The organism is Winogradskyella algicola (assembly GCF_005869935.1).
Classification (GTDB): domain Bacteria; phylum Bacteroidota; class Bacteroidia; order Flavobacteriales; family Flavobacteriaceae; genus Winogradskyella; species Winogradskyella algicola.
Genome location: NZ_SZQF01000008.1, coordinates 83,263 through 109,818 on the forward strand (window position 1 = coordinate 83,263; position 26,556 = coordinate 109,818).

Genomic DNA, 26,556 nt, shown 5'->3' on the forward strand with positions numbered 1-26,556 from the left:
GTTATAATGTCAATATTAATTCTTGTAGCGAATCTTCACTGGTTAGATTCAGTTTTTTACGTAACCTATAACGTGCTTTTTTTACACCTTCAGTTGAAATATTGAGGATATTGGCGATTTCTTTAGAAGATAAATTCATTTTTAAAAGAGACATCAATCGTAAATCGTTATTACTCACTTCTGGGTAACTGTTTATTACTTTAGAGTTAAAATCGGTATGCACATCTTCAAAATAGGTTCTAAATTGTTCCCAATTATTATCGTTGTTAATGTCTAGGTTTATGGTGTTAATGACTTTCTGGTAGTTTCTAGAATTTGGACTTTCAGATTTTAGTTCCTTTAATTGAGCTTTTAAATCTAATAGTACTTCATTTTTGTGTGCCAGATGTAATGCATGCGTGGTTAGCTCCTTTTCTTTAAAGGCTAAGTCATTATCTAATTTTTCACGTTCAATTTTGTTACGTTTCATTTTTTGACGTAAACCATAGACAATAGCAAATGCAAGAGATAATATTCCAAAGAGCGATATAATTAAGAATAGTTGCGTGGTTTCTGCACGCTGTCTTTGTTCTTCTATAAGTTTAATTTTGTTTTCTTTGATGATGAGTTCTTTTTCTTTTTTTTCAGCTTGGTATTGAATTTCTAGCTCATTCATTTTTTTTATGTTCTCTTCACCTAAAATCTCATCATGAAGTTTGTGGTAATCGACATGATATTCATACGCCTTTTTGTAACGACCCAACCCAGCATAGGCTTTAGAAATTTCTAATAAGTCTCCAATCTTTTTTTTGCGAGTACCAGTTTCTTCTGCGTTTTGAAGTGCATCTTTCATGTATCTAAGTGCTTTTCTGTACTCACCTTTTTTGTTGTAAAGTTCGCCAAGATGTCTATAGTTTAAGCCTATTAATGATTTTTCACCATACTGTTTACTAATTTCTAAGGCTTTGTTATAGTATTTTTCTGCACGATCTAAGCTATCTTGCTGAGTAAGAATCCAACCTAAATTGTCATATAGTCCTGCTAGATCATTATTGTAATTTTTTTCTTTATAATAAGGTTCTACCTCTAGCAACACAGATTTAGATTTCTCGTATGCTTTCATACCTTTAAGGTTGATTGCCATGAGGGATTTTATATTGATTAAATCACCTGTTGCCCCCAATTTTTCATAGATTTCTTTTGCTTTTGTGTAATAGGAATTTGAAATTTCATAGTTTTCAATATCTCCTTGTATGTTTCCAATATTCCAATAACTTGCAGCGATACTTTCTTGTGTATCACCGATTTTCTCTTTTAGTTTTAAGCTTTGCATATGGGTCTCTAGGCACTCATTATAACGACCTAAGCTTCGCAAAGAGTTTGCCTTGTTATTCATTGCGGCACAGACTTGTGTTGTGTCACCAAGTTCAGTATATAGTCTTATAACTTCGTCATATATAGGAAGTGATTTTTCGTATTGAGACGTCATATTATGATACACACCTAAATAGTTTGTGGTACGTGCTATAAACTCTTTATTGCCAAGTTTTTTAGACAATACTATGGTGCTATCTAAATAGGGCTTTGATGCTAATGGATCTACATAAAGATATTCTGCCCAAAGCATTGCATAAGTAATAATTTGAGTCGTATCCTTTTGCGTTGATGCAACTTTTAATAAACTATCGACTTTTTTCTGATTTTGACTGAAACCAAACTGTGTAATTATCCCAAAGGTGATAATTAATAGAGTGGGACATTTGTCCACCTTAAAGAATTTATTAGTCACTTTTTTTAAAAAAGGGACATCAGAGGGAGTAGTTAAATTATTCATAGTTTTTGGCTGTTAGGTTATCTAAGATAACTGTATTTATTTTTAAATTGTAAATATCTGTAAATCAATTTTTTAAGTTTTTAGGTTTTTGCGTTGTCCATCAATAATAAATATCTCTAATTTTTTAAATAAGAACTTTTTTTAAGGGTGGACAAAAGGTGGACATGACCTATTTTGTTGAAAATCAGACTGTTTTTTATCTAATATTGTTTCAACAAAACTGGTCTCATGACTAAAAATTTTATCACTCTAGCCATTGCTTTGCTCGTTAGCCTTTCGAGTTTTTGCCAGCAATTATATTTTGAGTTCGGTACAGTGGTCTCTTCTTTTGATTATGAAAATTCCCAAGGACGGCCACTCGATAATTTGTTGTCGAAATCAAAAACATACTATGGCATGGGTTATCGCCAAAAAATTAATGCTGGCAATACCTTGTTTTTATCCTTAGGCGCTTCATACAATAATTATGGCGCCATAGGCAGCGAAAGTAGCGTAGATAATTATTTTGAATGGGATGTCAGCTATTTGGGTTTGAAAGCCGGACTGGGAGTTAAACTTTTTGAGCTAAGAGATCTAACATTTTTGGCTAATGCATCAATAGCCTCAGAGTTTTTAATTAGAGGAACACAAACTATTAACAATAATGTCTTTAATCTGGTTGGTGAAGATGAGTTCAATAATAACATCCTATTCTTTAGAGGAGGTATAGAAATGCAATATCCTATATCCAGAAGTACAGCAATTTTTGTTGGCTATAGTTATGGAAAATCAGTGTTGATTAATAGTGATGAAAATGCCGAAAAGCTAAAATTAAATGCACACCAATTTGGTTTAGGTTTTATAATAAATCTACCAAAATGTTACTGCAGTCATTAGAAAAATTGAATTAGAGGGGACAAATGGTGGACACAAAAATCATTTTCCGAAACTATAAAGTATTTGATATAATTTTTGACTTATTTGAAAATCAAATAGGCTATAAACATAAATAAACTAACACCAAAAATGAAAAATTACATCCAACTTTTATTGCTTGTAGGTTTAATTCAGATTTCATTTGCTCAAGACAATGGTCGATATAGAATTAAAAGTTCAAATCTAGGAAGTAGTGGCTCATCACAAACAATACAAACTGCCAATGGAAATTATAAAGTGAGCCAAAGTATCGGTCAGTCTAGTGTTATAGGTACTTATTATAATAACGGTTATTATTTAAGGCAAGGGTATCAACAACCCACAAGTAAGCTTAAAGCGGTTAAAGATTTAACTCTTGAGCTAAGAGCTAAAGTATATCCCAACCCTTTTAGCCAAATGCTTTTCGTAAGCTTTAGCGATTTTGTGCAGCGTGATATCTCTGTAAGAATTTTTGATGTAAAATCAAGAGCTATTTACACTAAAGTCTTCCTTCCTGCACAACGAATTGAATTACAAATAGAAGATATTTCAACAGGGACTTATTTTTTAAAAGTCTCATCTGGTGAAAAATACTTCAATACAAAACTTATAAAGATTTAAAACCAAAAACCTCCAATTATGAAAAAAATACTTACCCTAACATTTTTTGTTTGTGCTGTTTTTCAGGCTGTTGCACAGACTGATGGTATTACTTATCAAGCTGTAATTATTGGTCCTGATGATTTAGAATTACCAGGAGTAGATGCTGAAGGTAATTATTTACCAAATACCACTATTACCATAAGATTTACAATCTACGATAGTGGAAATCAAGTAGAATTTGAAGAAGTTCAAGTCACAGAAACTGATGATTTTGGAAGAATTAATCTTTTAATTGGTGAAGCTGAACACGATTACTTTAAAGAAATAAATTGGGATGGTACACCAAAAGATTTAAAGGTAGAAATCGATTTTGAAGCTGGAAGTAATTTTGAAGAAATGAGCAGAGAGCGTTTAACATTTTTACCATTTGCTTATCATAGAAACATAACAGCAACAGGAACTTTAACTGTCGATGACCGAACGTATTTAAATGGAGAACTAGAAGTTCATGGTCCAACAAATTTATTCAGCTCTTTTACGGTTTATGATAATAATTCAATATTAGGTGGTGACTTAACTGTAGATGGTGAAACAAACCTTAATGGTGCGCTTACGGTTAACAATACAAGTCCAACAAATCTAACAGGTACGCTAAATGTAGATGGTTTAACTAATCTTAACGATGATTTAGATGTATTAAGTGGGCACACCACGTTAAATACACTTACAGTTAACGGCGAAGCAGCTTTTGGTGATTTGGTTGCAGAAACCTTAAAAGTTACTGATTCTACGACGCTTCAAGGAGGACTATATGTTAATACGCAATCTCAGGTTAGAGTAAATAGAATATTTCAAGATAATTTTCAGTTAGACACTAATATAAATCACCATGTAATGCTTATTGAAGGTGGTCGACAAGGATTAGCTATAAAGGTTAATGGAGGAAGAGATAACACCACAAATTTCATCACCTTTTTTGATGATTTAAGTGATCAGTCTTGGGGAAGAATTGAAGGTGAGCGTGTAGAAGACTTTGTAAATAATGCCGATTATCAATTTGGTCTAGAGACGCTAGAGTATGATTCCTACGATGCTATTTTCGACACAGGTGTTGCAGCTTATGAATTTGCTAAGTCTTTAGGTACAATAGGTATTGCATCTACATCATCTACTGGTTGTGTTGGCTTTGGTGCTTGTGTTACAGCTCCTATACCATCTTGGATAATTGGTAGTACAGCTCAATCTATTGTTGCTGGTCTTCAGATTGTAGTTGCTGGTGTTGGGATTGGCATTACACAAGGAAACCTCAATTATTATCAAGATTATAAAGCAATGCTAGAAGGAGTGACCTATGCTTCTGGAGCAGGTGATTATGCCGAATATTTATTAAGAGAAGATTTAAACGAAAAAATGGTCTTTGGTGATATAGTTGGTGTAAAAGGTGGGAAGATTACTAAGAATCTTTTAGGTGCTGATAGAATGATGGTGGTATCCTATAAGCCGATTGTTCTTGGAAATATGCCAGAACCTAACCGAGAATCTGAATACGAAAAAGTAGCCTTTATGGGACAAGTGCCAGTAAAAGTGTTTGGTAAGGTTAATATTGGCGATTATATAATACCTAGTGGTAAAAATGACGGTATTGGTATGGCAATTAAGCCAGAGTATATCTCATCTAGTCAACTTAAAAATATTGTAGGTGTTGCATGGGCAGAGAGTAATGATCCTATGGGAATGCGATTAATTAACACAGCTGTAGGTGTTAATAGAAATGATAGTCAATTTATTATTCAAAGATTAGAAGATAAAGTAGATCAGCAAGCAAAAGAAATCACTTATTTAAAAGGTCAAATAGAAAGCATTTTAGATAGAATAAATAATGTTGAAAATGGAACATACACAGGACAAATAGTGGAAAATGAAAAAGAGAGCCATTCTAAATATGAAGTCATTGAATCTCCAGAAAGCGATATTATATACCACGAAATTACAAGAGACGATTTTGAAAAAGGATTAATCCTTGCTGAGCAGATGATACTTAACTCTAATAAAAATGGCGAAAACGAAAAATTAGTTGAGGCTTTAAACAAGCTTAAAACAGATGAGGAATTTAAAACAAAGTTTTTCAATATGATTCAAGAAGAATTAAGCAAGCAAATTCACTTTCATCAAGAGATTGATATCAAAGGAAGACATTAAAACTCAATGTAGTTGTAGTTGAAAACTAAAACATTATGAAAAAACTGGTTTTAATAACGTCATTCTTATCAATTGTTTTATGGTCTGGTTTGATTGCACAGACAACTGTTATACCAGATGCAAACTTTGAGAATTACTTAGAAACACATACGGCAGATGGAACTGAAGTTGCAGTTGGTGATGATGCAAGCATGGGAGATGGTATTAGTAATAATGGATTGGTTTTTACTAATAGAATCAATACCGTTGTGCTTCTTGATGTTAGTAATTTAGATATTGAAGATCTTACTGGTATTGAAGCTTTTATAGATTTAGAAAATTTACTTTGCAGTAATAATGACCTGTCTTTTTTAGATGTTTCAAACAATACCAATTTAGTGTCATTAATCTGTGGCTCTAACAGTCTTACTGATTTAGTAGTTGATAGCAACCTAAATTTAGAATTCTTAAACTGTTCTGATAACCAAATTCAAAATTTAGTACTAGCAAATAATACAGCTTTAAAGAGTCTTACTGTTTCTGGTAATCAGTTACAAAGTATTGATGTTTCTGCTAATACAGAGTTATCATTGTTAAATGTGTCTAATAATAGAATAGCAGGTGAGTTAACAGTAAGTAATAATGCAAATTTAGAAAGTCTGTTTTGCGCATCAAACCGAATTACGATGCTAGACCTTTCGGCAAATGCGCTGTTAAGAAATCTTGATGTTTCTGATAATGCTTTAACTAACTTAGATTTAAGCGCTATTAACTCTGTGGTTTGCCCAGATCCTCAAACAGATCCTGTAACGGTTTGTCAAGGTTTTTCATCAATTAACGTATCCCGAAATCAATTGTCATCATTGGTTGTAGCTAATGGATTTAATGATTTGGTTTCAATTTTCGATGCTTCAAACAATCCTAATTTATTCTGTATACAAATAGACAATGGTTTTATACCAAACGGATGGGTAAAAGACGATTGGACCTACTTTACAGATGCTAATTGTGTAGATATTTACACCTATGTGCCAGATGATAATTTTGAGCAAGCACTAATTAATCTTGGTTACGATGATGTGTTAGATAATCTAGTGCTCACCGCAAATATTGAAACAGTTATCGATTTAAATATTTCTAATGCTTCTATAACGAGCTTAATAGGTATAGAAGATTTTACTGCACTCGAAGTTTTAGATTGTAATAATAATACAATCGAAACTATTGACATTTCTAATAATCTAACATTGCAAGAAATAGATATATCAAATAACAATTTATCAGCTTTAGACTTAAGTGTAAATACGTCTTTGGTTACAGTTAATTGTTCAGGGAATTCAGTTGAAGAACTCAATATAGAAACGAATACAGCTTTAACGGTACTGAATTGTTCTGGTAATGCATTGACTGCTTTGGATTCAAGCAACAATTTGTTGTTAACTGATTTAGACTGTTCCATGAATGAGATGGAAAATTTGAATGTTAGCTTTAATACTGCATTAACAAGTCTGTTGTGTAACAACAATAACTTATTTGCTCTAAATATTAACAATGGTAATAACAATGTAATCACCAATTTTAATGCAACAAATAATCCCAATTTATTCTGTATAAAAGTTGATGATGTTGCTTTTGCAAATGCAGCAGTAGGTTGGCAAAAAGATGCAATAGCTACTTATAATTTAGATTGCGGAACTTATGTGCCAGATGATAACTTTGAGCAAGCACTTATAGACCAAGGTATAGATTCTGATGGGACACTAAACAACTTTGTGCCAACTGCAGATGTTAGTGGTGTAACGATTTTAGATGTGTCTAGTTTGGCGATTGAAGACTTAACCGGAATTGAAGATTTTGTCGCTCTACAAGATTTAAATTGTTCTAACAATAGCCTTATCAGTCTAGATTTGAGTAATAATACTGCACTACAAATTTTAGATTGTTCTATTAACCAGATAGAAGCTTTAGACCTCACAGTCAATATTGCTTTAACTTCAGTCCTTTGTAGTAACAATTCCCTAAGAACTTTAAATATCGAAAATGGTAATAACGCTTCGCTAGTAGTGTTTAATACTACAATAAATCCCTATTTATTCTGTATAAATATAGATGATGCTGTTGTTGGTAATATTCCTGCAAACTGGCAAAAAGATGATTTTACGGTCTACGATGGAGACTGCTTTAACAATAGAATTACACTGATACCTGATACTTTTTTTGAACAAGCCTTAATCGATTTTGGATATGATGATGTTATTGATGGGCAAGTACTAACTGCTAACATAGAGCATATACAAACTATAGATGTTAGTGACAACGGAATTTCAGATCTTACAGGAATACAAGATTTTCAATCTTTGATTGAGTTAGATTGTAGTGGGAATTTTTTAGATGCTTTAGATCTTAGCGATATGATAAATTTAGAGCGTTTAAACTGTAGTTCTAATTATTTACTTACCAATGATATTAATGATGCAAATGGGTTGCTCAATACTACAGGTACTTTAAATTTAGTAGAACTCTATTGCGCAAACAACAATCTAAATAATCTTGATACTTCACAGAACGTCAATTTACAATTATTAGACTGTGCCGATAATAACTTAGAAATGCTCAATGTTTCTGGCAATATTGTATTGAGAGAGTTAAACTGTTCTAATAACAACTTATCAGATTTAGATATTAGTAGTAATACGGTTTTAGAAAGCCTTAATTGTGATAGTAATGCATTAAATAATTTGCAAACAGTAACAGTAAATAACAATACATTAATAAGTCTAAGCTGTGTTAATAATAACCTACAGAATTTATGGGTTGATAATTATTTAGAATTGGTAAGGTTAAATTGTGCATCTAATGAATTAACACAACTTAACACTACCAATAACACTTCATTAGAGTTTTTATCAATAGGTAACAACCAAGTTTCTGATGTAGATCTAACAAGTAATGTTAACTTGGTTGAGGCTTTATTATCGCAAAATAATTTAACGACACTTAATAGTAATGCTAATACGCAATTAGAGTTTTTAAACTGTGCTTTTAATGAAATTGTAAATCTCGATTTAAGCTCAAATACATTACTTAAATCTATAAAGTGTTCTGGAAACCAATTAAGCACCTTAGACTTAAATAACAATACTAATCTAATAGAAGTTGATGCCAGTGCCAATATGTTAACGAGTGTAAATTTGGGCACAGATTTAAGCTTACTAAAAACATTAAATTTAAGTAACAATCAACTCGAAAATGATTTAGATTTAACTACAATTGCTGTTTCGGCTTGTGTTTTTCAGACAAATCAAACTGAATTTTGTCCAGAGAGTATTGCTATAAATGTATCCAATAATCTATTTAGTTTTATCAATATTCAAAACGGAATCAATCAAGATGTTGTAAACTTTAGCGCATCTAATAATCCTAATCTAGAATGTATACAAGTAGATGATGTTAATAATGTTCCTGCAGGATGGATAAAAGATGAAGCAACATCTTATAGCGAAGATTGTAACTTTGGCGAAACCTATGTGCCAGATGATAATTTTGAGCAAGCACTCATAGACTTAGGGTACGATTCAGGACCTTTAAACGACTATGTGCTTACTGCAAATATTGAAGGTGTTTTAGCCTTAGATGTAAGCGGTAACAATATTGCAGAGTTAACTGGACTAGAAGACTTTTTAGCTTTAGAAAATTTTAACTGTTCGTCTAATACCATTTCAGAAATAGATTTAAGCTCTAATACTAATTTGTTAGTTCTAGATTGTTCTAACAATCAACTATCAAGTTTAGATGTAATGAGTAATACAGCTTTAGTAAATTTAAATTGCTCAAATAATACAATTAGCAATCTAGATTTAAACAATAATACAAACCTTACAGACTTAAATATTGCATCGAATGATTTTACTGATTTTCTTCCAAGTGAAGTGCTAACACTTCAGGTTTTTAATTGCGATGATAATGCTATACTAGATTTAGATTTTCAGCAAAATCAAGCGCTAACAAGTCTTAGTTGTCAGTCCAATGTATTGGAAACGCTTAATGTAAGAAACACTCAAAATGCAATCTTATTAAATCTAAATGCGCAAAACAACCCTAATCTTACTTGTATAGAAACAGATACAGGTGCAATACCAGTTGGTGCAACTTGGACTATAGATACTACAACGCAGTTGGCAATAGAATGTTTCTTTGGTGAAACTTATGTGCCAGACGATAATTTTGAACAAGCTTTAATAGATTTTGGATACGATTCTGGACCACTAGATGATTATGTTACCACAGAAGCTATAGAAGAAATTGAATTTTTAAATATAAGCTCAAGAGAAATATCAGACCTAACAGGAATTGAAGATTTTATTGGTTTGCTGAGTTTAGATATTGAAGACAATCTTATTGAAGCTGTTGATTTTAGTAATAATGTGTTATTGGCTAGTCTTGACGCTTCAGATAATTTATTAGATGAAATAGATATTTCGGTCTTACCAAACCTCACAACTTTAAATGTTTCAAATAATAATCTTTCACAACTTAATGTTAGTGGCAATACGAGTCTAATCAACCTCGATATATCTAATAATTCTATTACAGAGGTAGAAGTATCTACATTATTTGGTTTAGAAGATTTTAACTGTGCATTCAATATGTTAAGTAGTTTAGATCTTACACAGAATCCAAACCTAAATATCTTGTTTTGTCAATCTAACGCTTTGGCTGGTGATCAACTCAATCTTCAGAATGGTAATAATGAAAACCTACAGATTTTTAATGCTACAAACAACCCTAGTTTAGGATGTATTTTGGTGGATGATCCTGTGGCAGTAATTAATAATGAAGATGGTACTTACGATAATTGGAGTAAGGATGCTTCAGCTAGTTATCAAATTATTTGCGAAGATGCAGATAATGATGGAGTACCAAATGAAGATGACCTTTGTCCTAGTACAACGTTTGGTGCACCTGTAGATTTATTTGGTTGTGAAGTAATCAATTTACCAGTTGATAATTTCTCGGTAACCATAACTGGCGAAACCTGTCTTAATAGTAATAATGGTAAAGTAACTATTATTGCACAAGAGTTATATAATTATACAGTATCGCTTTTTAGTGAAGATATTATTGAACCAACAGGTGAAGATTTTTACCAAGAATACGATTTTACCAACGATGTAGAAATTTTTAATCTTTTGGCAGCCACTTACCAAATGTGCATTACTATAGAAGAATGGCCAAACTATGAGTCTTGTTACACTATTGTTATAACAGAGCCAAATCCAATTGAAGTTTTTGCCAGTAGACCAGCTTCGAACGGTAAAATTGAGGTTGATTTGTCTGGTGGTAATGTTTACAACGTCGATTTTAATGGTGAAGGATTTACTACCCATAACACAAATTTAGAATTACAATTACAACAAGGTGAGAACATTTTAAAAATAGAAACAGATTTAGATTGTCAGGGCAGTTATGAAAAACGATTCTTTTATGATAATCAATATCTAATATACCCAAATCCCTTTCAAGATGAAATAAAGATGTATAACGGTATAGAAGAGAATGAGATAAGTATTAATGTTTACAATACTTTAGGGCAGATGGTTTTAAGTAAAGTCATGGAAAACAAAGGTACTGATATGACACTCAATACGGACAAGCTTAGGGATGGAGTGTATTTACTCAAAATCAGATCAACATCTGGAGTGTCATCCTATAAAATCATTAAAAAATGAAAAAGATAGTATTTATAATTTGTGTTACAATACTCACTGTGTCTTGTAGCGACACCACCAATGATGGCAATCCAAACGGCAACGGAAATGGACAAGATTTACCAACGGGAGTTAATCTTGTTTTTCCGCATCAGGATGATTTGTGTAATGAAGGCACTAATATTACGGAGACAGAGAGTACCGTGTTTTTTGAATGGGAACCAAATAGTTATGCAGAAACATATACACTTACTTTAGAGAATTTATCTTCGGGTAATACAACACAATATGAGACAAGTGATTTTATATTGCCAATAACTATTCAGCGAGCGGTTGCGTATAGGTGGTTTGTGGAGTATAATCACCAAGATGAAGCTAAAGTAAGTGCTATTTGGAATTTTTATAACGCAGGTCCTGGTATTGTTACATATCCACCATTTCCAGCAGATTTAATAGCTCCAATGATGGCGCAAAATATCCCAAGTGCTAATTCGGTGGTATTACACTGGGAAGGAAGTGATGTAGAGAATGATATTGTTGGTTACGATGTATACGTCTCTACTAATAATCCACCAGAACTTAATACGAATGATATTACAGCAAATCAGCTGACAGTAGCTGTAGCGCCAAACAACATTTATTATTGGAAAGTTGTAACAAAAGATGCTGAAGGAAACACCTCTGAATCTAACATTTTTCAGTTTAGAATTTTAGAATAATTGTTGTTAAAAAAATATCTAAAAAAGTTGACAACTCAAATCTTCAATGTGAGCACATTTGTTATTTTTGCACATGCAACACAACAAAGTCCTTATTTTAGATTTCGGATCGCAGTACACGCAGCTTATTGCGCGCCGAGTTAGAGAGTTGAATATCTATTGTGAGATTCATCCATTCAATAAAATTCCTTCAGATTCAGATAGCTTTAAGGCCGTAATTTTATCAGGAAGTCCAAATTCAGTTAGAGGAGAAGATGTACTTCATCCAGACCTTTCAAAAATTAGAGGTAAAAAGCCAATGTTAGCCGTGTGCTATGGTGCGCAGTATTTGGCACATTTTTCAGGTGGTGAGGTCGCGGAATCTAACACCAGAGAATATGGAAGAGCAAATCTGGCTTTTATAAAACCTAACGAAGATTTTTTCGAAAACATTCATGAAGGTAGCCAAGTGTGGATGAGCCATAGTGACACCATTAAAAAACTACCAAAAGGAGGAGTTTTACTGGCAAGTACTGAAGATGTAGAAAATGCAGCATTCAAAATTGAAGGCGAAGATACGTATGCTATCCAATTTCATCCAGAGGTATATCACTCAACAGATGGACACCAATTACTTCAAAATTTCTTAGTAAAAATTGCTAAGGTCAATCAAGATTGGACACCTAATGCATTTGTGGAAGAAACTGTTGAAGAGCTTAAAGAAAAACTTGGTAACGATAAAGTTGTATTAGGTTTATCAGGTGGTGTAGATTCTTCAGTAGCTGCCATGCTGTTGCATAAAGCTATAGGTAAAAATCTGTATTGCATATTTGTGAATAACGGTTTACTTCGTAAAAATGAATTCGAAGATGTATTGCATCAATACGAAGGCATGGGATTAAACGTTAAAGGAGTAGATGCTTCGGCACGCTTTTTGGATGCCTTAGCTGGTAAGAGTGACCCAGAGGAAAAACGTAAAACCATTGGTCGTGTGTTCATTGAGGTTTTTGATGATGAAGCGCATCTTATACAAGATGTAAAATGGCTGGCACAAGGAACCATTTATCCAGATGTTATAGAAAGTATTTCTGCAACAGGTGGACCAAGCGCGACTATAAAAAGCCATCATAATGTTGGTGGTTTGCCAGACTTTATGAAATTAAAAGTTGTTGAGCCTTTAAAGGCATTGTTTAAAGATGAGGTAAGACGCGTTGGTGCTTCTATGAATATGGATTCGCACCTATTAGGTCGTCATCCATTTCCTGGTCCAGGATTGGCAATTCGTATTCTTGGAGATCTAACTCGTGAGAAAGTTCGTATATTACAAGAGGTAGATGCTATTTTTATTAATAACCTGCGTTCTTGGAATTTATACGATAAGGTATGGCAAGCAGGAGCAATGTTATTACCAGTTAATAGTGTTGGTGTAATGGGAGATGAGCGCACTTATGAAAAATGTGTGGCATTAAGAGCTGTTGAGAGTACAGATGGAATGACGGCAGACTGGGTAAATTTACCATATGAGTTTCTGCAAAAGACCTCAAATGAAATTATAAATAAAGTAAAAGGGGTTAACAGAGTTGTTTACGATATCAGTTCTAAGCCACCTGCAACGATAGAATGGGAATAAAATAGTGACGACAGCGTTGATTTTGTTTCTAAAAATCAGGATAAGGTAAATCAAAATACATGAAGAAATTATTAGCCGTTATAGTAATCATTTTAGGTCTTAATCTTAATGCTCAAAACTATATTGAACATAAGATAAAAGAAGGCGAAACGATTGAGAGTATTGCAAAAAAGTACTTGGTAACACCTTTTGATATTTTGGCATTAAACCCTGATGTAAAAACTAAATTTCAACCTAATACGGTTTTAATTATTCCAAATTCAAAAATTAAAAATGAACCTTTTAATGAGGAATCAAAAGAGTTAATAGGCTATAAAAACCATAAAGTAAAGCGAAAAGAGACACTCTACGGCTTATCTAAAAAATATGGAGTTTCAGAAGATGAAATAAAAAAAGCCAATCGTTTTTTGTATTCCGAAAACCTTAAGAAGGGTGATAAAATTAGAATACCTAGATACAAGACTTTTATTTCAAAAGTTAGCCTTAAAAATACGGTTAAAAAGTATAAAGTTCAGCCTAAAGAAGGGAAGTGGAGAATTGCATATAAATTTGGAATTACTGTTGAAGAACTAGAAGCTCTAAATCCTGATATGAAACCTATCCTTCAACCAGGAGATGAACTCAACGTACCAAATATTGAAGACAAGGACGAGAAGCCAATTGAGTCTCAATACAATTACTACGAAGTATTGCCTAAAGAAGGCTTTTACAGATTAAAAATAAAAACAGGGCTTACACAAGAAGAGTTAGAAGGCCTAAATCCTGAGCTAAAAGAGAGTGGATTAAAGGCAGGTATGGTTTTAAAAATTCCAGCAACTGCAGAAACCGCTATGGGTTTATCAGATGTTGAAACTACTAATCTTGAGTCAAAAATTAAAAACTTTAAGGTTAAGAAATTAGCTTTAATGCTACCTTACCGACTTAATAGAATTGATGTGGATTCTGTAGAAGAAGCAAAAGAAGAGATAAAGAAAAATAAACTGTTGTCTACCGTTTTAGATTTTCATGTTGGTGTAAGGATGGCATTAGATTCTGCTAAACAACTTGGTATTTCTACAGATTTAAAAGTATTTGATACAGAATATCAACCTTCAACAGTAAGTAGGATACTAGCTGATAATGATTTTTCAGATTACGATGCGGTAATAGGACCAATACAAGAAAAGAATTTTGATAGAGTTGCAAATGGCTTAAAAGGCGATAGAGTCCCAGTAATAGCAGCATTAAATAAGCCTAAAGAAGTTTATGCTAACGTTTTTCAAACTATTCCTGAGGATAAATTATTGCAGAAAGCAATGATAGACTTTGTAAAGGCTGACAGTTTAAAAACTAAAGTAGTAGTAATTGCAGACCAATCTCACAAAGCCGTTAGCGAAATGATTAAAAGAGAATTTCCTACAGCAACTCAGATTTATTCACAAAAAGATAAAAAGACAGGTAAGGATGCACATTTTATATATCCAGTTCAGTTAGAAAATGTTTTTAAACCAGGAAAGACTATAGTGTTTTTGGAGACTAATAATGATGCTTTCGCATCAAGTGTTATAAGTATGCTTAATGCTCTAATCGTTGATAAAACTGAGATAGTTTTAGTTACACTAGATATAAATAAGGCATTTGAAGGTAAGGATGTTGATAATAATAATTTGTCTAACCTAAAATTCCATTATCCTTCTATTCATAAAAACTTTGATGAGTACAAGTCAAATGGTTTTGTAAAAGCTTATAAAAGAGAATTTGGTGTGTCACCAAGTAAGTACGCGGCAAGAGGATTTGATATTACATTAGACATATTATTGCGTTTGGCAACAGAAGATAATTTATATGAAGCTTCAAAAGACCTTATCGAAACTGAATACATAGAAAACAAGTTTAGGTACAATAAATCATTATTTGGCGGTTATGTTAACGAAGCCATATATATAGTAAAGTATGATAATTTAAGAATTGTCGAAGCCAATTAATTATGACCTCAAAAGTAACTTACATAGGTAATCTTAGAACAGAAAGTGAGCATATAAAATCTGGTAACAGCTACATAACAGATGCACCTGTAGACAATAACGGCAAAGGAGAAGCGTTTTCTCCTACAGATACTGTTGCTACAGGATTAGCAAGTTGTATGCTAACGGTTATGGGAATTAAAGCCAGAGACATGGATGTTGATATGTCCGGAACAACAGCTGATGTTACTAAAACTATGGCGAGTAATCCAAGACGAATTTCTAAAATAGAAGTTGTACTTAATTTTCCGTTTGAAGCAGATGCTAAAACAAAAAAAATATTAGAGCATACAGCAAATACTTGTCCTGTGCATTACAGTTTACATCCAGATATCGAAAAGGATATCACGTTTAACTGGAAATAAATGCAAATTAAATATCTTATAATTTCAATTTTGTTTTTGTTCGTTGCATCTTCTAATGAAGAAACCATAACATGGAACGATACACATAAATTGACTTGGGAAGATTTTAAAGGCAGTCCAAACCCAAATTCAGATGCAGTGGCTTTAACAGCTTCAGGTATTACTTTTGGATACTCAGTAAAAACAACAGGAAAACGTATTATTGATTATTCAACCTCTGTAGAAGCACATTTTTATCCAAATAAGTCTTGGTACCTCTCAGAAAAGGCAGATGATTACATTCTTGCGCACGAGCAATTGCACTTTGATATTACAGAGTTATATGTACGAAAGTTTAGGGAACAGTTAGAGCGTTTAGTTGTTAATCAAAATATAAAGATTCAAATGAATCAAATTCATGTGGCTATAAATGAGGCTCTAGACAAAACCCAAAAAACATACGACCAGCAAACCAATCACTCCATAAATGTTGATGCTCAAAATTACTGGGAAAACTACATCAAAGAGGAGCTCAAAAAATTAGACACATTCAAATCCTAGTACCTTTGGAAGGAAGTAAAGAAGCTTTAATTGAGTTAGCACACTATAAAATGCCTTTTGTCATTCCTGCGAAAGCAGGAATCTATTTTTAATAATGATATAGTTATGGAGCCTAATAAAGAAGCATTAATAGAGTTAGCAAATTATAGAATGCCTTTTGGAAAATACAAAGGTGAATTTTTGGTTGACATCCCAGAGTATTATTATACATGGTTTAAGCAAAAAGGATTTCCGGACGGTAAACTAGGTAAAATGATGATTCAAATGCACGAGATAAAAATCAATGGTCTCGAAGAATTGATTTATACCATTAAACGTGATTATAAAAAGTAGTTATTTTATTCCTTTTTTATAATAATAAGCTGCGGAAATAAAAAGTGCCACAATCAAAACCCATTTAGAAATCAAAACGCTTAAATCTACGTTTTCAAAAATTTCATTCACATTTCTATTGCTGAGGTATCTTGTTAATTCATAGTCATTGTACATGCTCATGAATTTTTGGTTTGAAATACGGTTAACAACAGGAATAAAGATCAATACAGTTATAAAAACCACAAACCAAAGCTTGGAATGTTTTGGTAAACTAAAATCTTTAGACCTGTTTTTTTTTACAAATAATTCAACAACTAAAATTGCCAACGACAAAGCAAGAACAACGCCAACAATAAGCGAATAGTACTTAAAATGTATTTCCCTAAAATCATTATTAAGACCATAATGCATGTAAGTCACCAAGATAATCTCAATGAAAGCTTGAGCAGAAGCTATTAAAAGAAATCCAAATAGGATGTTTAGAATGAGTTTGTTTGGTGTCATTTTTAGTTCTGTTGATTAGGGAATTTTGAATCTTTAAAAATTAACGATGCTAACCAAATGTCTCATATTTACTTAAGTATTTAAAATAAAATCGTGAAAATGCAAGTAATGGCAGATTTGTATCATATAAGGTGTTTATAAATGGATAAAACTTATTTTGAGATTGCAACTTTATAATTGCTCTTAAGCGAATTTTTATTGTAAATTTGCCTGCGTTTAACAACGTAACATGACCACAAACCCTAAGTATATTTTTGTAACAGGCGGAGTGTCTTCCTCACTAGGAAAAGGCATTATCGCGGCATCTCTTGCCAAATTATTACAAGCCCAAGGTTACAGAACTACCATCCAAAAGTTAGATCCGTATATTAACATAGATCCAGGCACATTAAATCCCTATGAACATGGTGAATGCTATGTTACAGATGATGGTGCAGAAACCGATTTAGATCTTGGACATTACGAACGTTTCCTTAATGTAGCCACATCGCAAGCCAATAATGTAACAACAGGAAGAATTTACCAAAGTGTTATAGACAAGGAGCGTCGCGGTGAGTTTTTGGGAAAAACAGTTCAGGTGATTCCTCATATTACAGATGAAATTAAGCATAGAATCCAAATTCTTGGTAACTCAGGCGATTATGATATTGTGATTACAGAAATTGGAGGTACGGTAGGTGATATAGAATCTTTACCTTACATTGAAGCTGTACGTCAGTTACAATGGGAATTAGGTGAGCATAATGCTTTAGTTATTCACTTAACGTTAATACCTTATTTGTCTGCTGCTGGCGAATTAAAAACAAAACCAACACAGCACAGTGTAAAGACTTTAATGGAAAGTGGTGTGCATGCTGATATTTTAGTGTGTAGAACAGAGCACGAATTACAAGAAGGCTTAAAGGAAAAATTAGCACGTTTTTGTAATGTAAAAAAAGAAGCTGTCATTCAGTCTATTGATGCTTCAACCATTTATGACGTACCCAATTTAATGTTAGACGAAGGTTTGGACAAGGTTGTTTTACAAAAACTGGATCTTAAAAGTGATACACCAAACCTAGAACGTTGGAACGAGTTTTTAAAGCGCCATAAAAATCCGAAAAGCGAAGTTACTATTGGTTTAATTGGTAAATATGTAGAACTTCAAGATTCCTATAAATCAATCTTAGAAGCCTTTATTCATGCAGGAGCAGAGAATGAAGTAAAGGTTAATGTAGAGCCAATTCATTCAGAGTTTTTAAATGAAGATAATATAGATTTCAAGCTTGGTCATTTAGATGGTGTATTAGTAGCACCTGGTTTTGGAGAGCGTGGAATAGAAGGAAAAATTGATGCAGTTAAATTTGTAAGAGAAAACAATATTCCATTTTTAGGGATTTGTTTAGGGATGCAAATGGCAGTTATAGAATATGCCAGAAACGTTCTTAATCTAAACAATGCTAACTCTTTAGAGATGGATGAGCATACACCGCATCCTGTAATTAACCTTATGGAATCTCAAAAAGATGTCATTAATAAAGGCGGTACAATGCGTTTAGGTGCTTGGGATTGTGATATTGTAGAAGGGAGTATAGCACATAAAGTTTATAGTAAAACAAGTATAAAAGAACGTCATAGGCATCGTTTTGAATTTAATGACGATTATAAAGAGCAGATTGAAGCTGCAGGAATGAAAGCTACAGGATTAAATCCAGATACTGGACTTGTAGAAATCATTGAAATACCAGAACACAATTGGTTTGTTGGTGTACAATACCATCCGGAATATAAAAGTACAGTTGCTAATCCACATCCTTTGTTTGTGGAATTTGTAAAAGCAGCTTTAAAATACAAGAAGAAGAAACCGACAAGTTTAAAATAATCTTTAGCCTTAAAGAGCAGAGATTAGTTTTAAACCTCAAAGTTTATATGCCACAATATAAAAACAATAATAACCATCGCATGAAATAATATGCCACTTTGGCGTAAAATGAATTTTGGACAACTTTTTGGGATAGCCAAAATAGTAATCATTCAATCGTAGCGTACGAACTAAATTATGGAAGAAAAGAAACTCGATATTAACTCAATCATTGGTTTTGTTCTCATTTTTGGGATTTTGGTGTACATGATGTACCAGAACGCACCAACTGAAGAAGAGATTGAAGCTCAGAAAAAAGCAGAGCAAGAGCAAGTAGAAGCAGAGAAGAAGAACAGTGAACAAAATGAAGCTGTTGTAACAACTGCATCGGATTATAGCAATACAAAAGATTTAGATTCTACGCAATTAGCATCACTTCAAAGCAAAGAAGGATCTTTAGCTTATGCCTTGACAGTACCAGGTGAAGACTTTACAACTGTAGAAACTGATGTGTTTCAGTTAAAGTTTAACAGAATGGGAGGCCATTTGGCTGAAGTAAAACTTAAAAAGTTTGTAACCTTCGACTCAATGCCAATATATATGGTTAAAGACCAAAACAGTGCCTTTAATATTACATTTGGTACGTCAGATAATCGTATACGTAATACAAAAGATTACCCATTTCAACCAAGTGTAAGCAAGAGTGGTGAAAATACTATTGTGTCTATGAAACTCAAGTTTTCTGAAACAGAATATTTAGAGTATAGATACGAGTTAAAACCAGATGATTACATGATTGATTTTTCAATCAAGTCACAAGGTTTAAACGGAGAGTTTAACACATCGCAACCAATTACATTAGATTGGAAGCAAAAAGGTATTAGACATGCTAAGAGTATTAGCTACGAAAACCGTTACACAAGATTAACCTATATGCACGATGATGATCGTGTAGAAAAGTTATCTCAAATGGGCGACGATGACGAAACAGTTGAGGATGTTGAGTGGTTATCGTACAGACAACATTTCTTTAGCTCTATATTGGTAGCAAAAGACAATCCGTTTTCAAAAGCAGAGCTCACCTCTGAAAATTTAGTTGAAGATGAAGAAGTAGATACCTTATTTACCAAACTATATACTTCAAAAATACCATTAGCCTATAATGGAGGTGAGGTAAATAAAAATCTAGGTTTATACTATGGGCCTACAGATGCTAAAGTTTTAAAAGCATACGACAAGAGTTTAGAGGAAAGTATTCCTTTCGGTTGGGGAATTTTTGGTTGGATAAACAAAGCATTATTCATCCCGTTATTTGGTTGGTTAAGTAGTATCTTACCTTATGGTATTGCAATAATTGTAATGACGGTTTTAGTAAAACTTATGCTGTCTTTTGTACAGTACAAACAGTTCTTATCTCAGGCAAAGATGAAAATATTAAAGCCAGAGCTAGATGCTATAAGAGAAAAATATAAAGACAATAAGTTAAAGGCACAACAAGAAACTATGGCATTACAGAGCAAAGCTGGTGCTAGTCCGCTTAGTGGCTGTCTGCCTGGTTTAATGCAAATTCCTGTGTTCTATGCGCTGTTTATGTTCTTCCCAACAGCTTTCGATTTAAGGCAAAAAAGCTTCCTTTGGGCAGACGATTTGAGTTCATATGATTCCATTGCAGATTTACCTTTTAATATACCATTTTATGGAGATCACGTAGCCCTGTTCCCAATATTAGCAGCTATTGCTATTTTCTTCTATATGAAAATGACAACAGGTCAGCAGACAGCAATGCAAGCACCACCACAAGAAGGTATGCCAGATATGAGTAAAATGATGAAGTATATGATTTACTTCTCACCATTATTAATGCTGATCTTCTTTAATAACTATGCTTCTGGTTTAAGTTTATATTACTTCATTTCTAACCTAATTAGTATCGGTATTATGTTGGTAATTAAAAACTATATTATTGATGAAGATAAGGTGTTGGCTAAAATAGAAGTAAGCAAGAGTAAGCCTAAGAAAGAAAATCGTTTTCAACGTAAAATGAAAGAGATGATGGAGCAAGCTGAGCAGCAAAAGCAAGCACAACAAAAAAGAAAAAAGTAAAACAAAAAAACCAGATAAATTTATCTGGTTTTTTTTATGCAAGTTGTTGTTACTCTATAGTAGGAATTAGTACTGATTCAATAATATGAATAACACCATTATCTGCTTGTATATTAATTTGTGAAATATCAATACCTGTATTACCACTACCATCTTCTAAGCTTATTTGATCATTGTCGTCATTGACTGATGAGCTCACGATAATAGAGTCTCCTTCTAAAGTTTCTATAGAAATACCGTTAGACAGATCGGATGCTCTCATATTTGATTCTACAACAACATGGTGTTGCAATATCTTATTTAAAGTATCAGCATCAATATCATCAATACTGTTAATTTCTGGATTGCTGTTAATAAACCCTAAAAAAGCTGAATTTTCGGGAGCAAATAGTGTAAATGGAGCTGGCAAGACTAAATCAGGAAGCATAAGTGTTTCTGAAAGTTGTTCTTGTTCATCTTGTGTCAATACATTATTAAGAGAACTTAGATTGGAGTCTGCCTTAATGAATGTCATTATTGTGGGTAGTGGTATAACGTTAGATACGATATGAATTATTCCGTTAGATGCAACGATATCCGCTTCAATAACAGAAGATTCATCATTTAGTCGTAAATTATTACCGTTTGCTTCGTAGTATAAATTAATATCATTGCCACCGACACCATCAGCTTCGGTTTTCAAATATCCCATTCCCAATGAGGTAATCTCAGAAGAGGATAATATGTTTTCCGCAACTACATGGTTGAGCAGTACATTCCTCAAAAATACAATTTGTGAGGCATTCATATTTGTAAGATCTATATTGGATGTTACCAAAAACTCTGTAAAGGCATTATCATTCGGTGCAAAAATTGTATAAGAACCAGAATTCTCAAGTGTAGATTTTAGTTCTGTAAGTTCTAAAGCCAACACGAATGAGTTTAGATCATTATCTATAGCAACATTGACAATGTTATTCTGCATATCGTCATTGTTATCATCATCATTGCTACAAGCTTGCACTAATAGAAGCATTATAAGCATTAAAATATGTGTTTTAATTTTGTTTAAGTGTAAGATTTTCATTTATAGTGTTTTAAAGAATTAATGTTTATATATAAAATATCAAAAAAATCTTTTTTATGAGTTAAATAAATGCTAAGATCTGGCACAAAAAAAAGCCCAGACAGTCGTCTGGGCTTTTCTACTAACTAAATCAATCAATATAAAAATGAGGTAATCAGCCTCGATTCTTCTTTTTTAATCTGCAGATGGTAGCATTACTTTATTCAATACGTGAATAACTCCGTTACCAGCTTGTACGTCAACAGCTACTATGCCCACATCAGTGTTTCCTGCTCCATCCTCTACATCAGCAATGTTTTCATTTGTACCTGGCAGCGTAATTATTATATCATCGCCTTGGAGTGTTGGTATAGTAGTTGTAGCATTTGGGTTGAGATCACCTGAAACTGCATTTCCAGCAGTAGAAACATGATGAGCTAAGACACTATTCAAGAGTGTATCATCTAAATCAGCTACAGTAGCACCATCTAATAAGTCAGCAAATGCTTGGTTGTTTGGTGCAAATACAGTGAAAGGTCCATCACCTTGAAGTGTAGGTATGTACATAGGATTAGCACTACTTCCGTCTGCTTCTGATAAAGCTGCGACTAAATTACTAAAATTAGGATCTGCCAAAGCAAAAGTAACAACTGTTGGTATATCAATAACAGCATCTACAACATGTATAACGCCATTTGTTCCAACGATATCAGTAGCTGCTACTTTTGGACCTCCATTGATAACCACATCATCACCAACGTTAAAATATAGACTTAAGTTTGTCGCATCATCATCAACTAGATCTGTTGGACCATTAGCTAAGGTTTTCTGGTATCCTGCAACTGCATTTACTAAATCAGCAGCAACAATAAAGTCATCTATTACATGATTTAAAAGAATGCTAGATAGTGCATTAGAATTTGGATTTGTAAAATTACCAAAGGCAGTATTGTCTGGGGCAAATACAGTAAACGGACCATCAGCCTGTAATGCACCAACTAAATTTTCTGATCCTAAGGCACCAGTTAGTGATGTAAAATTATTATTGTTTAACGCATGGTCTACAATGTTTGGTAATCCAATAACAGCATCTACTACATGAATAATACCGTTAGATGCCATTACGTCTGGAGTAGTTACATCAGCACCAATACCATCAACAACATCGGAACCACCATTAAGTTCAACAACACCATTGTCTACATTATAATAAAGACTAATAGTAGAACCATTAACTGGTCCAGGTGAGGCTGTTGAAGCATATCCAGAACCAGCGCTTATTAGAGTGGAAGCAGGAATTTCTTGTCCAACTATTACGTGGTTCAACAAGATATTAGTCACAAGTTCTTCTTGTTCTGGTGTTAAACTGCTAAGATCTAAACCAGTAGCACTTAATAAATCATCAAACGCCTCGTTTGTAGGGGCAAACACTGTAAAAGGACCAGTACCTTGTAAAGTGGTCACTAGGTCTGTAGCCTCTAATGCAGCAGCTAAAGAAGTAAAACCGTTAGCTAAGGCAACATCTACGATAGTATTAGATTGTACACCTGGACTATTGTTGTCGTCGTCGTCACTACATCCAGTTACACCTAAAACCAATAGAAATACTGTCAGTAATTTGAAAGTTTTTGAAATAATTTTCATTTTTTTGAGTTTTTAAAATTGTTCAACATTACACAAACCTGATTAGTTTGTCTAACAAAAATATAAAATGATTAAACAAAAAGTTTATTTCACACTTTTTTTTACAATAACTTTAACAATCGCTTTTGCTCAAAAGCCAGTAAATCAATTCGATAAGGATGGGAAACGTCACGGTATGTGGACAAAGAACTACCATAAAACCAATCAAAAACGTTACGAAGGTCAGTTTGTTCATGGTAAAGAGGTAGATACTTTTAAATACTACACACTCTCTAAAGGTAAAAGTGTATTGAGTGCCACCAAAGTCTTTAATTTAAAAGATAGTTTATCTGATGTAAAATTCTTCACTTCTAAGGGGAAAGTTATAAGCGAAGGCAAAATGAACGGTAAGCGTTACATTGGTCAGTGGGTTTTTTTTCATAAAGATTCTTCCGCAAAAATGATTGTAGAACATTACAACGATGAAGGCAAGCTGGAAGGCGTTAGAACGGTCTATTATAAAAATGGACTAGTAGCCGAAGAAACAAATTACAAGGATGGAAAATTAGAAGGTGAGTCTAAATGGTTTTCAGAAAATAAAATGCTTCTTCGCCAATCTGTATATAGAGAAGGTGAATTAAATGGTAAAACGATTAACTACGATTCCGATGGTAATAAAACTTCTGAAGGCAATTACACCAACGATAAAAAGTCTGGTATTTGGTTTTATTATGAATCTGGAAAGCTTAAAAAAGAAATAGACCATACTAACAATAAGGTCATCAAAAAATATTAATAGCTTTAAGCTATAAATAACATAGTTTTTAGGAATAGCAGTCTACATTAGATTGCTATTTTTATTTGTAATTTTGCCGAAGTTTTTCAGACGATATAGTAAGAGACTAAAATTAAGTTTATAATTTTAATTCATAACGTCACTTCGAGTAAAATTCCATTTTAAGGAATTTTGTATCGAGAAGTTTTTGAACTAAAGAAGGTTCTTGATATAATTCCGATTCCCAGATTTACTCTAATTGAAATATGAATAAATAAGTTAATTAAAGAGATTCCTGCTTAGGCAGGAAGGTGATATGAAAAGAGTAATAGTAGGACTTTCAGGTGGTGTAGACTCTAGCGTTGCAGCTTATATTTTAAAAGAGCAAGGCTACGAAGTTATTGGCTTGTTTATGAAAAACTGGCACGATGATTCTGTAACCATTTCAGATGAATGTCCTTGGTTAGAAGACAGCAACGATGCTATGTTGGTAGCCGATAAATTAGGTATTCCTTTTCAAACGGTAGATTTAAGCGTACAGTACAAAGAGCGTATTGTAGACTATATGTTTAACGAATACGAAAAAGGACGCACACCAAATCCTGATGTGTTGTGTAATCGCGAAATTAAGTTCGATGTTTTTATGGACATTGCTATGGACTTGGGGGCAGATTATGTGGCTACAGGACATTATTGTCGTAAATCTACAATCGAAAAAGATGATAAAGAAATTCATCAGCTTTTAGCCGGAAAAGATAACAATAAAGACCAGTCTTACTTTTTGTGTCAGTTGTCGCAAGATCAACTGGCAAAAGCGTTATTCCCAATTGGTGAATTAACCAAGCCAGAGGTTAGGGAAATAGCCAAAGCTCAAGATTTAATAACTGCCGAGAAAAAGGATTCTCAAGGCTTATGTTTTATTGGTAAAGTAAGGCTTCCAGACTTTTTACAACAACAATTAAAGCCAAAAGAAGGAGTTATTGTTGAGGTAGAAGATTCCCTTGAAGTTTATAACCAAAAGCAACCAGAGTTTACTTCAAAAGAAGGTGAATTGGCATATTTAGCCAAAAAGCCAGAGTACGCCTTATCTGATGGAAAAGTTGTTGGCAAGCATCAAGGTGCACATTATTTTACCAAAGGGCAGCGAAAAGGTTTAGCAGTTGGTGGTACCAAAGAGCCATTATTTGTCATTGAAACTGACGTTGAAGAAAACGTGATTTACACTGGTCAAGGAAAGAATCATCCTGGCTTACTTCGTAATGTGTTATTTGTGTCTAATGACGAATTGCATTGGATTCGGGAAGATTTAGCCCTAAACGATGACGAAACTATGGATGTGATGGCAAGAATACGTTACAGACAACCTTTAGAAAAGGCAACACTTCATAAAGTCGCTTCAGGATTGTATGTGGAATTCGAGAATAAACAATCTGCAATTACCGAAGGTCAATTTGTGGCTTGGTACAACAATGATGAATTGTTAGGCTCTGGTGTGATTTCTTAATAAAATATAACGTCACTTCGAGTGATTCTGAGGTACGAAGAATTGTATCGAGAAGTCTTTTTACCTGAACATTTCTCGATATTTCTGCTGAGCTTGTTGAAGTAAAGCAGGAAATTGAAGATTCAACGTAGTTAATCTCACTTAAATAAATTGTGTTGAATCGTCACTTCGAGTGATTCTGAAGTTTGAAGAATTAAGGATTGTATCGAGAAGTTTTGTTGGATAAAATAATTCTCGATACGATTTGCTCGCAAACTCGCAAATCACTCGAACTGACGGCTAAAGTTTTATTTTAAGTGTTACGTCAGTTCGAGTGTTTTAAATCGATTGTAATGAGATTAAAAATGTATCGAGAATCTTAGTTTGTTTTAGATTTTGAATTAAGTTCAGAATGGCAAGTTTTTATATTCGTCAC

General features: G+C 33.2%; 18 protein-coding genes. 14 read left to right on the forward strand and 4 right to left on the reverse strand.

Going from position 1 to position 26,556, the window contains the following annotated elements; translation table 11 throughout:
• Position 1: 1 nt before the first annotated feature.
• Positions 2–1,813, reverse strand: coding sequence for a tetratricopeptide repeat protein (locus FC091_RS12555; RefSeq protein WP_138434613.1), 1,812 nt, complete (start codon positions 1,811–1,813; stop codon positions 2–4).
• Positions 1,814–2,041: 228 nt separating this feature from the next.
• Between FC091_RS12555 and FC091_RS12560 the strand changes: the two genes are divergently transcribed.
• The 10 genes from FC091_RS12560 (at position 2,042) to FC091_RS12605 (ending at position 16,765) form a co-directional block, all read left to right on the forward strand.
• The gene (locus FC091_RS12560) at positions 2,042–2,689 is read left to right on the forward strand and encodes an outer membrane beta-barrel protein (protein WP_138434614.1); all 648 of its coding nucleotides are present in this window, start codon (positions 2,042–2,044) and stop codon (positions 2,687–2,689) included.
• Positions 2,690–2,818: 129 nt separating this feature from the next.
• The gene (locus FC091_RS12565) at positions 2,819–3,328 is read left to right on the forward strand and encodes a T9SS type A sorting domain-containing protein (RefSeq protein WP_138434615.1); all 510 of its coding nucleotides are present in this window, start codon (positions 2,819–2,821) and stop codon (positions 3,326–3,328) included.
• Positions 3,329–3,346: 18 nt separating this feature from the next.
• Positions 3,347–5,509, forward strand: a complete 2,163-nt coding sequence (locus FC091_RS12570; protein WP_138434616.1) for a hypothetical protein — start codon at positions 3,347–3,349, stop codon at positions 5,507–5,509.
• 35 nt (positions 5,510–5,544) lie between these two features.
• Positions 5,545–11,217 (forward strand): T9SS type A sorting domain-containing protein, encoded by a 5,673-nt coding sequence (locus FC091_RS12575; RefSeq protein WP_138434617.1) that lies wholly within the window; start codon positions 5,545–5,547, stop codon positions 11,215–11,217.
• Positions 11,214–11,915: a hypothetical protein gene (locus FC091_RS12580; protein ID WP_138434618.1), complete on the forward strand. Its 702-nt coding sequence runs from the start codon at positions 11,214–11,216 to the stop codon at positions 11,913–11,915. The genes FC091_RS12575 and FC091_RS12580 overlap by 4 nt, the downstream gene beginning before the upstream one ends.
• Before the next feature lie 73 nt (positions 11,916–11,988).
• A complete protein-coding gene (gene guaA / locus FC091_RS12585; protein ID WP_138434619.1) occupies positions 11,989–13,524 on the forward strand; it encodes a glutamine-hydrolyzing GMP synthase in 1,536 nt (511 codons plus the stop codon).
• Between the two features lie 59 nt (positions 13,525–13,583).
• Complete coding sequence (locus tag FC091_RS12590; RefSeq protein WP_138434620.1) at positions 13,584–15,488, forward strand: LysM peptidoglycan-binding domain-containing protein; 1,905 nt, start codon at positions 13,584–13,586, stop codon at positions 15,486–15,488.
• Between the two features lie 2 nt (positions 15,489–15,490).
• On the forward strand, positions 15,491–15,892 hold the full coding sequence (locus tag FC091_RS12595; RefSeq protein WP_138434621.1) for an OsmC family protein: 402 nt from the start codon (positions 15,491–15,493) through the stop codon (positions 15,890–15,892).
• Positions 15,893–16,432: a DUF922 domain-containing protein gene (locus tag FC091_RS12600; RefSeq protein WP_138434622.1), complete on the forward strand. Its 540-nt coding sequence runs from the start codon at positions 15,893–15,895 to the stop codon at positions 16,430–16,432.
• Between the two features lie 105 nt (positions 16,433–16,537).
• On the forward strand, positions 16,538–16,765 hold the full coding sequence (locus FC091_RS12605; protein ID WP_138434623.1) for a DUF3820 family protein: 228 nt from the start codon (positions 16,538–16,540) through the stop codon (positions 16,763–16,765).
• On the opposite strand, the gene FC091_RS12610 is transcribed toward FC091_RS12605, so the two are convergent.
• Complete coding sequence (locus FC091_RS12610) at positions 16,766–17,251, reverse strand: hypothetical protein (protein WP_138434624.1); 486 nt, start codon at positions 17,249–17,251, stop codon at positions 16,766–16,768.
• Between the two features lie 229 nt (positions 17,252–17,480).
• On the opposite strand from FC091_RS12610, the gene FC091_RS12615 reads away from it, so the two are divergent.
• Both FC091_RS12615 and yidC read left to right on the forward strand, forming a co-directional pair.
• Complete coding sequence (locus FC091_RS12615) at positions 17,481–19,112, forward strand: CTP synthase (RefSeq protein WP_138434625.1); 1,632 nt, start codon at positions 17,481–17,483, stop codon at positions 19,110–19,112.
• A gap of 177 nt (positions 19,113–19,289) precedes the next feature.
• Positions 19,290–21,194 (forward strand): membrane protein insertase YidC, encoded by a 1,905-nt coding sequence (yidC, locus tag FC091_RS12620; RefSeq protein ID WP_138434626.1) that lies wholly within the window; start codon positions 19,290–19,292, stop codon positions 21,192–21,194.
• 49 nt (positions 21,195–21,243) lie between these two features.
• Here yidC and FC091_RS12625 read toward each other — a convergent pair whose 3' ends face one another.
• Both FC091_RS12625 and FC091_RS12630 read right to left on the reverse strand, forming a co-directional pair.
• On the reverse strand, positions 21,244–22,260 hold the full coding sequence (locus FC091_RS12625; protein WP_138434627.1) for a fasciclin domain-containing protein: 1,017 nt from the start codon (positions 22,258–22,260) through the stop codon (positions 21,244–21,246).
• A gap of 174 nt (positions 22,261–22,434) precedes the next feature.
• Complete coding sequence (locus tag FC091_RS12630) at positions 22,435–23,883, reverse strand: fasciclin domain-containing protein (RefSeq protein ID WP_138434628.1); 1,449 nt, start codon at positions 23,881–23,883, stop codon at positions 22,435–22,437.
• Positions 23,884–23,950: 67 nt separating this feature from the next.
• Here FC091_RS12630 and FC091_RS12635 point away from each other — a divergent pair, with 67 nt between their 5' ends.
• Positions 23,951–24,658: a toxin-antitoxin system YwqK family antitoxin gene (locus tag FC091_RS12635; protein ID WP_138434629.1), complete on the forward strand. Its 708-nt coding sequence runs from the start codon at positions 23,951–23,953 to the stop codon at positions 24,656–24,658.
• Between the two features lie 295 nt (positions 24,659–24,953).
• Entirely contained in the window at positions 24,954–26,141 is a 1,188-nt protein-coding gene (gene mnmA, locus FC091_RS12640; protein WP_138434630.1) for a tRNA 2-thiouridine(34) synthase MnmA, read from the forward strand.
• The last annotated feature ends 415 nt before the right edge of the window (positions 26,142–26,556 follow it).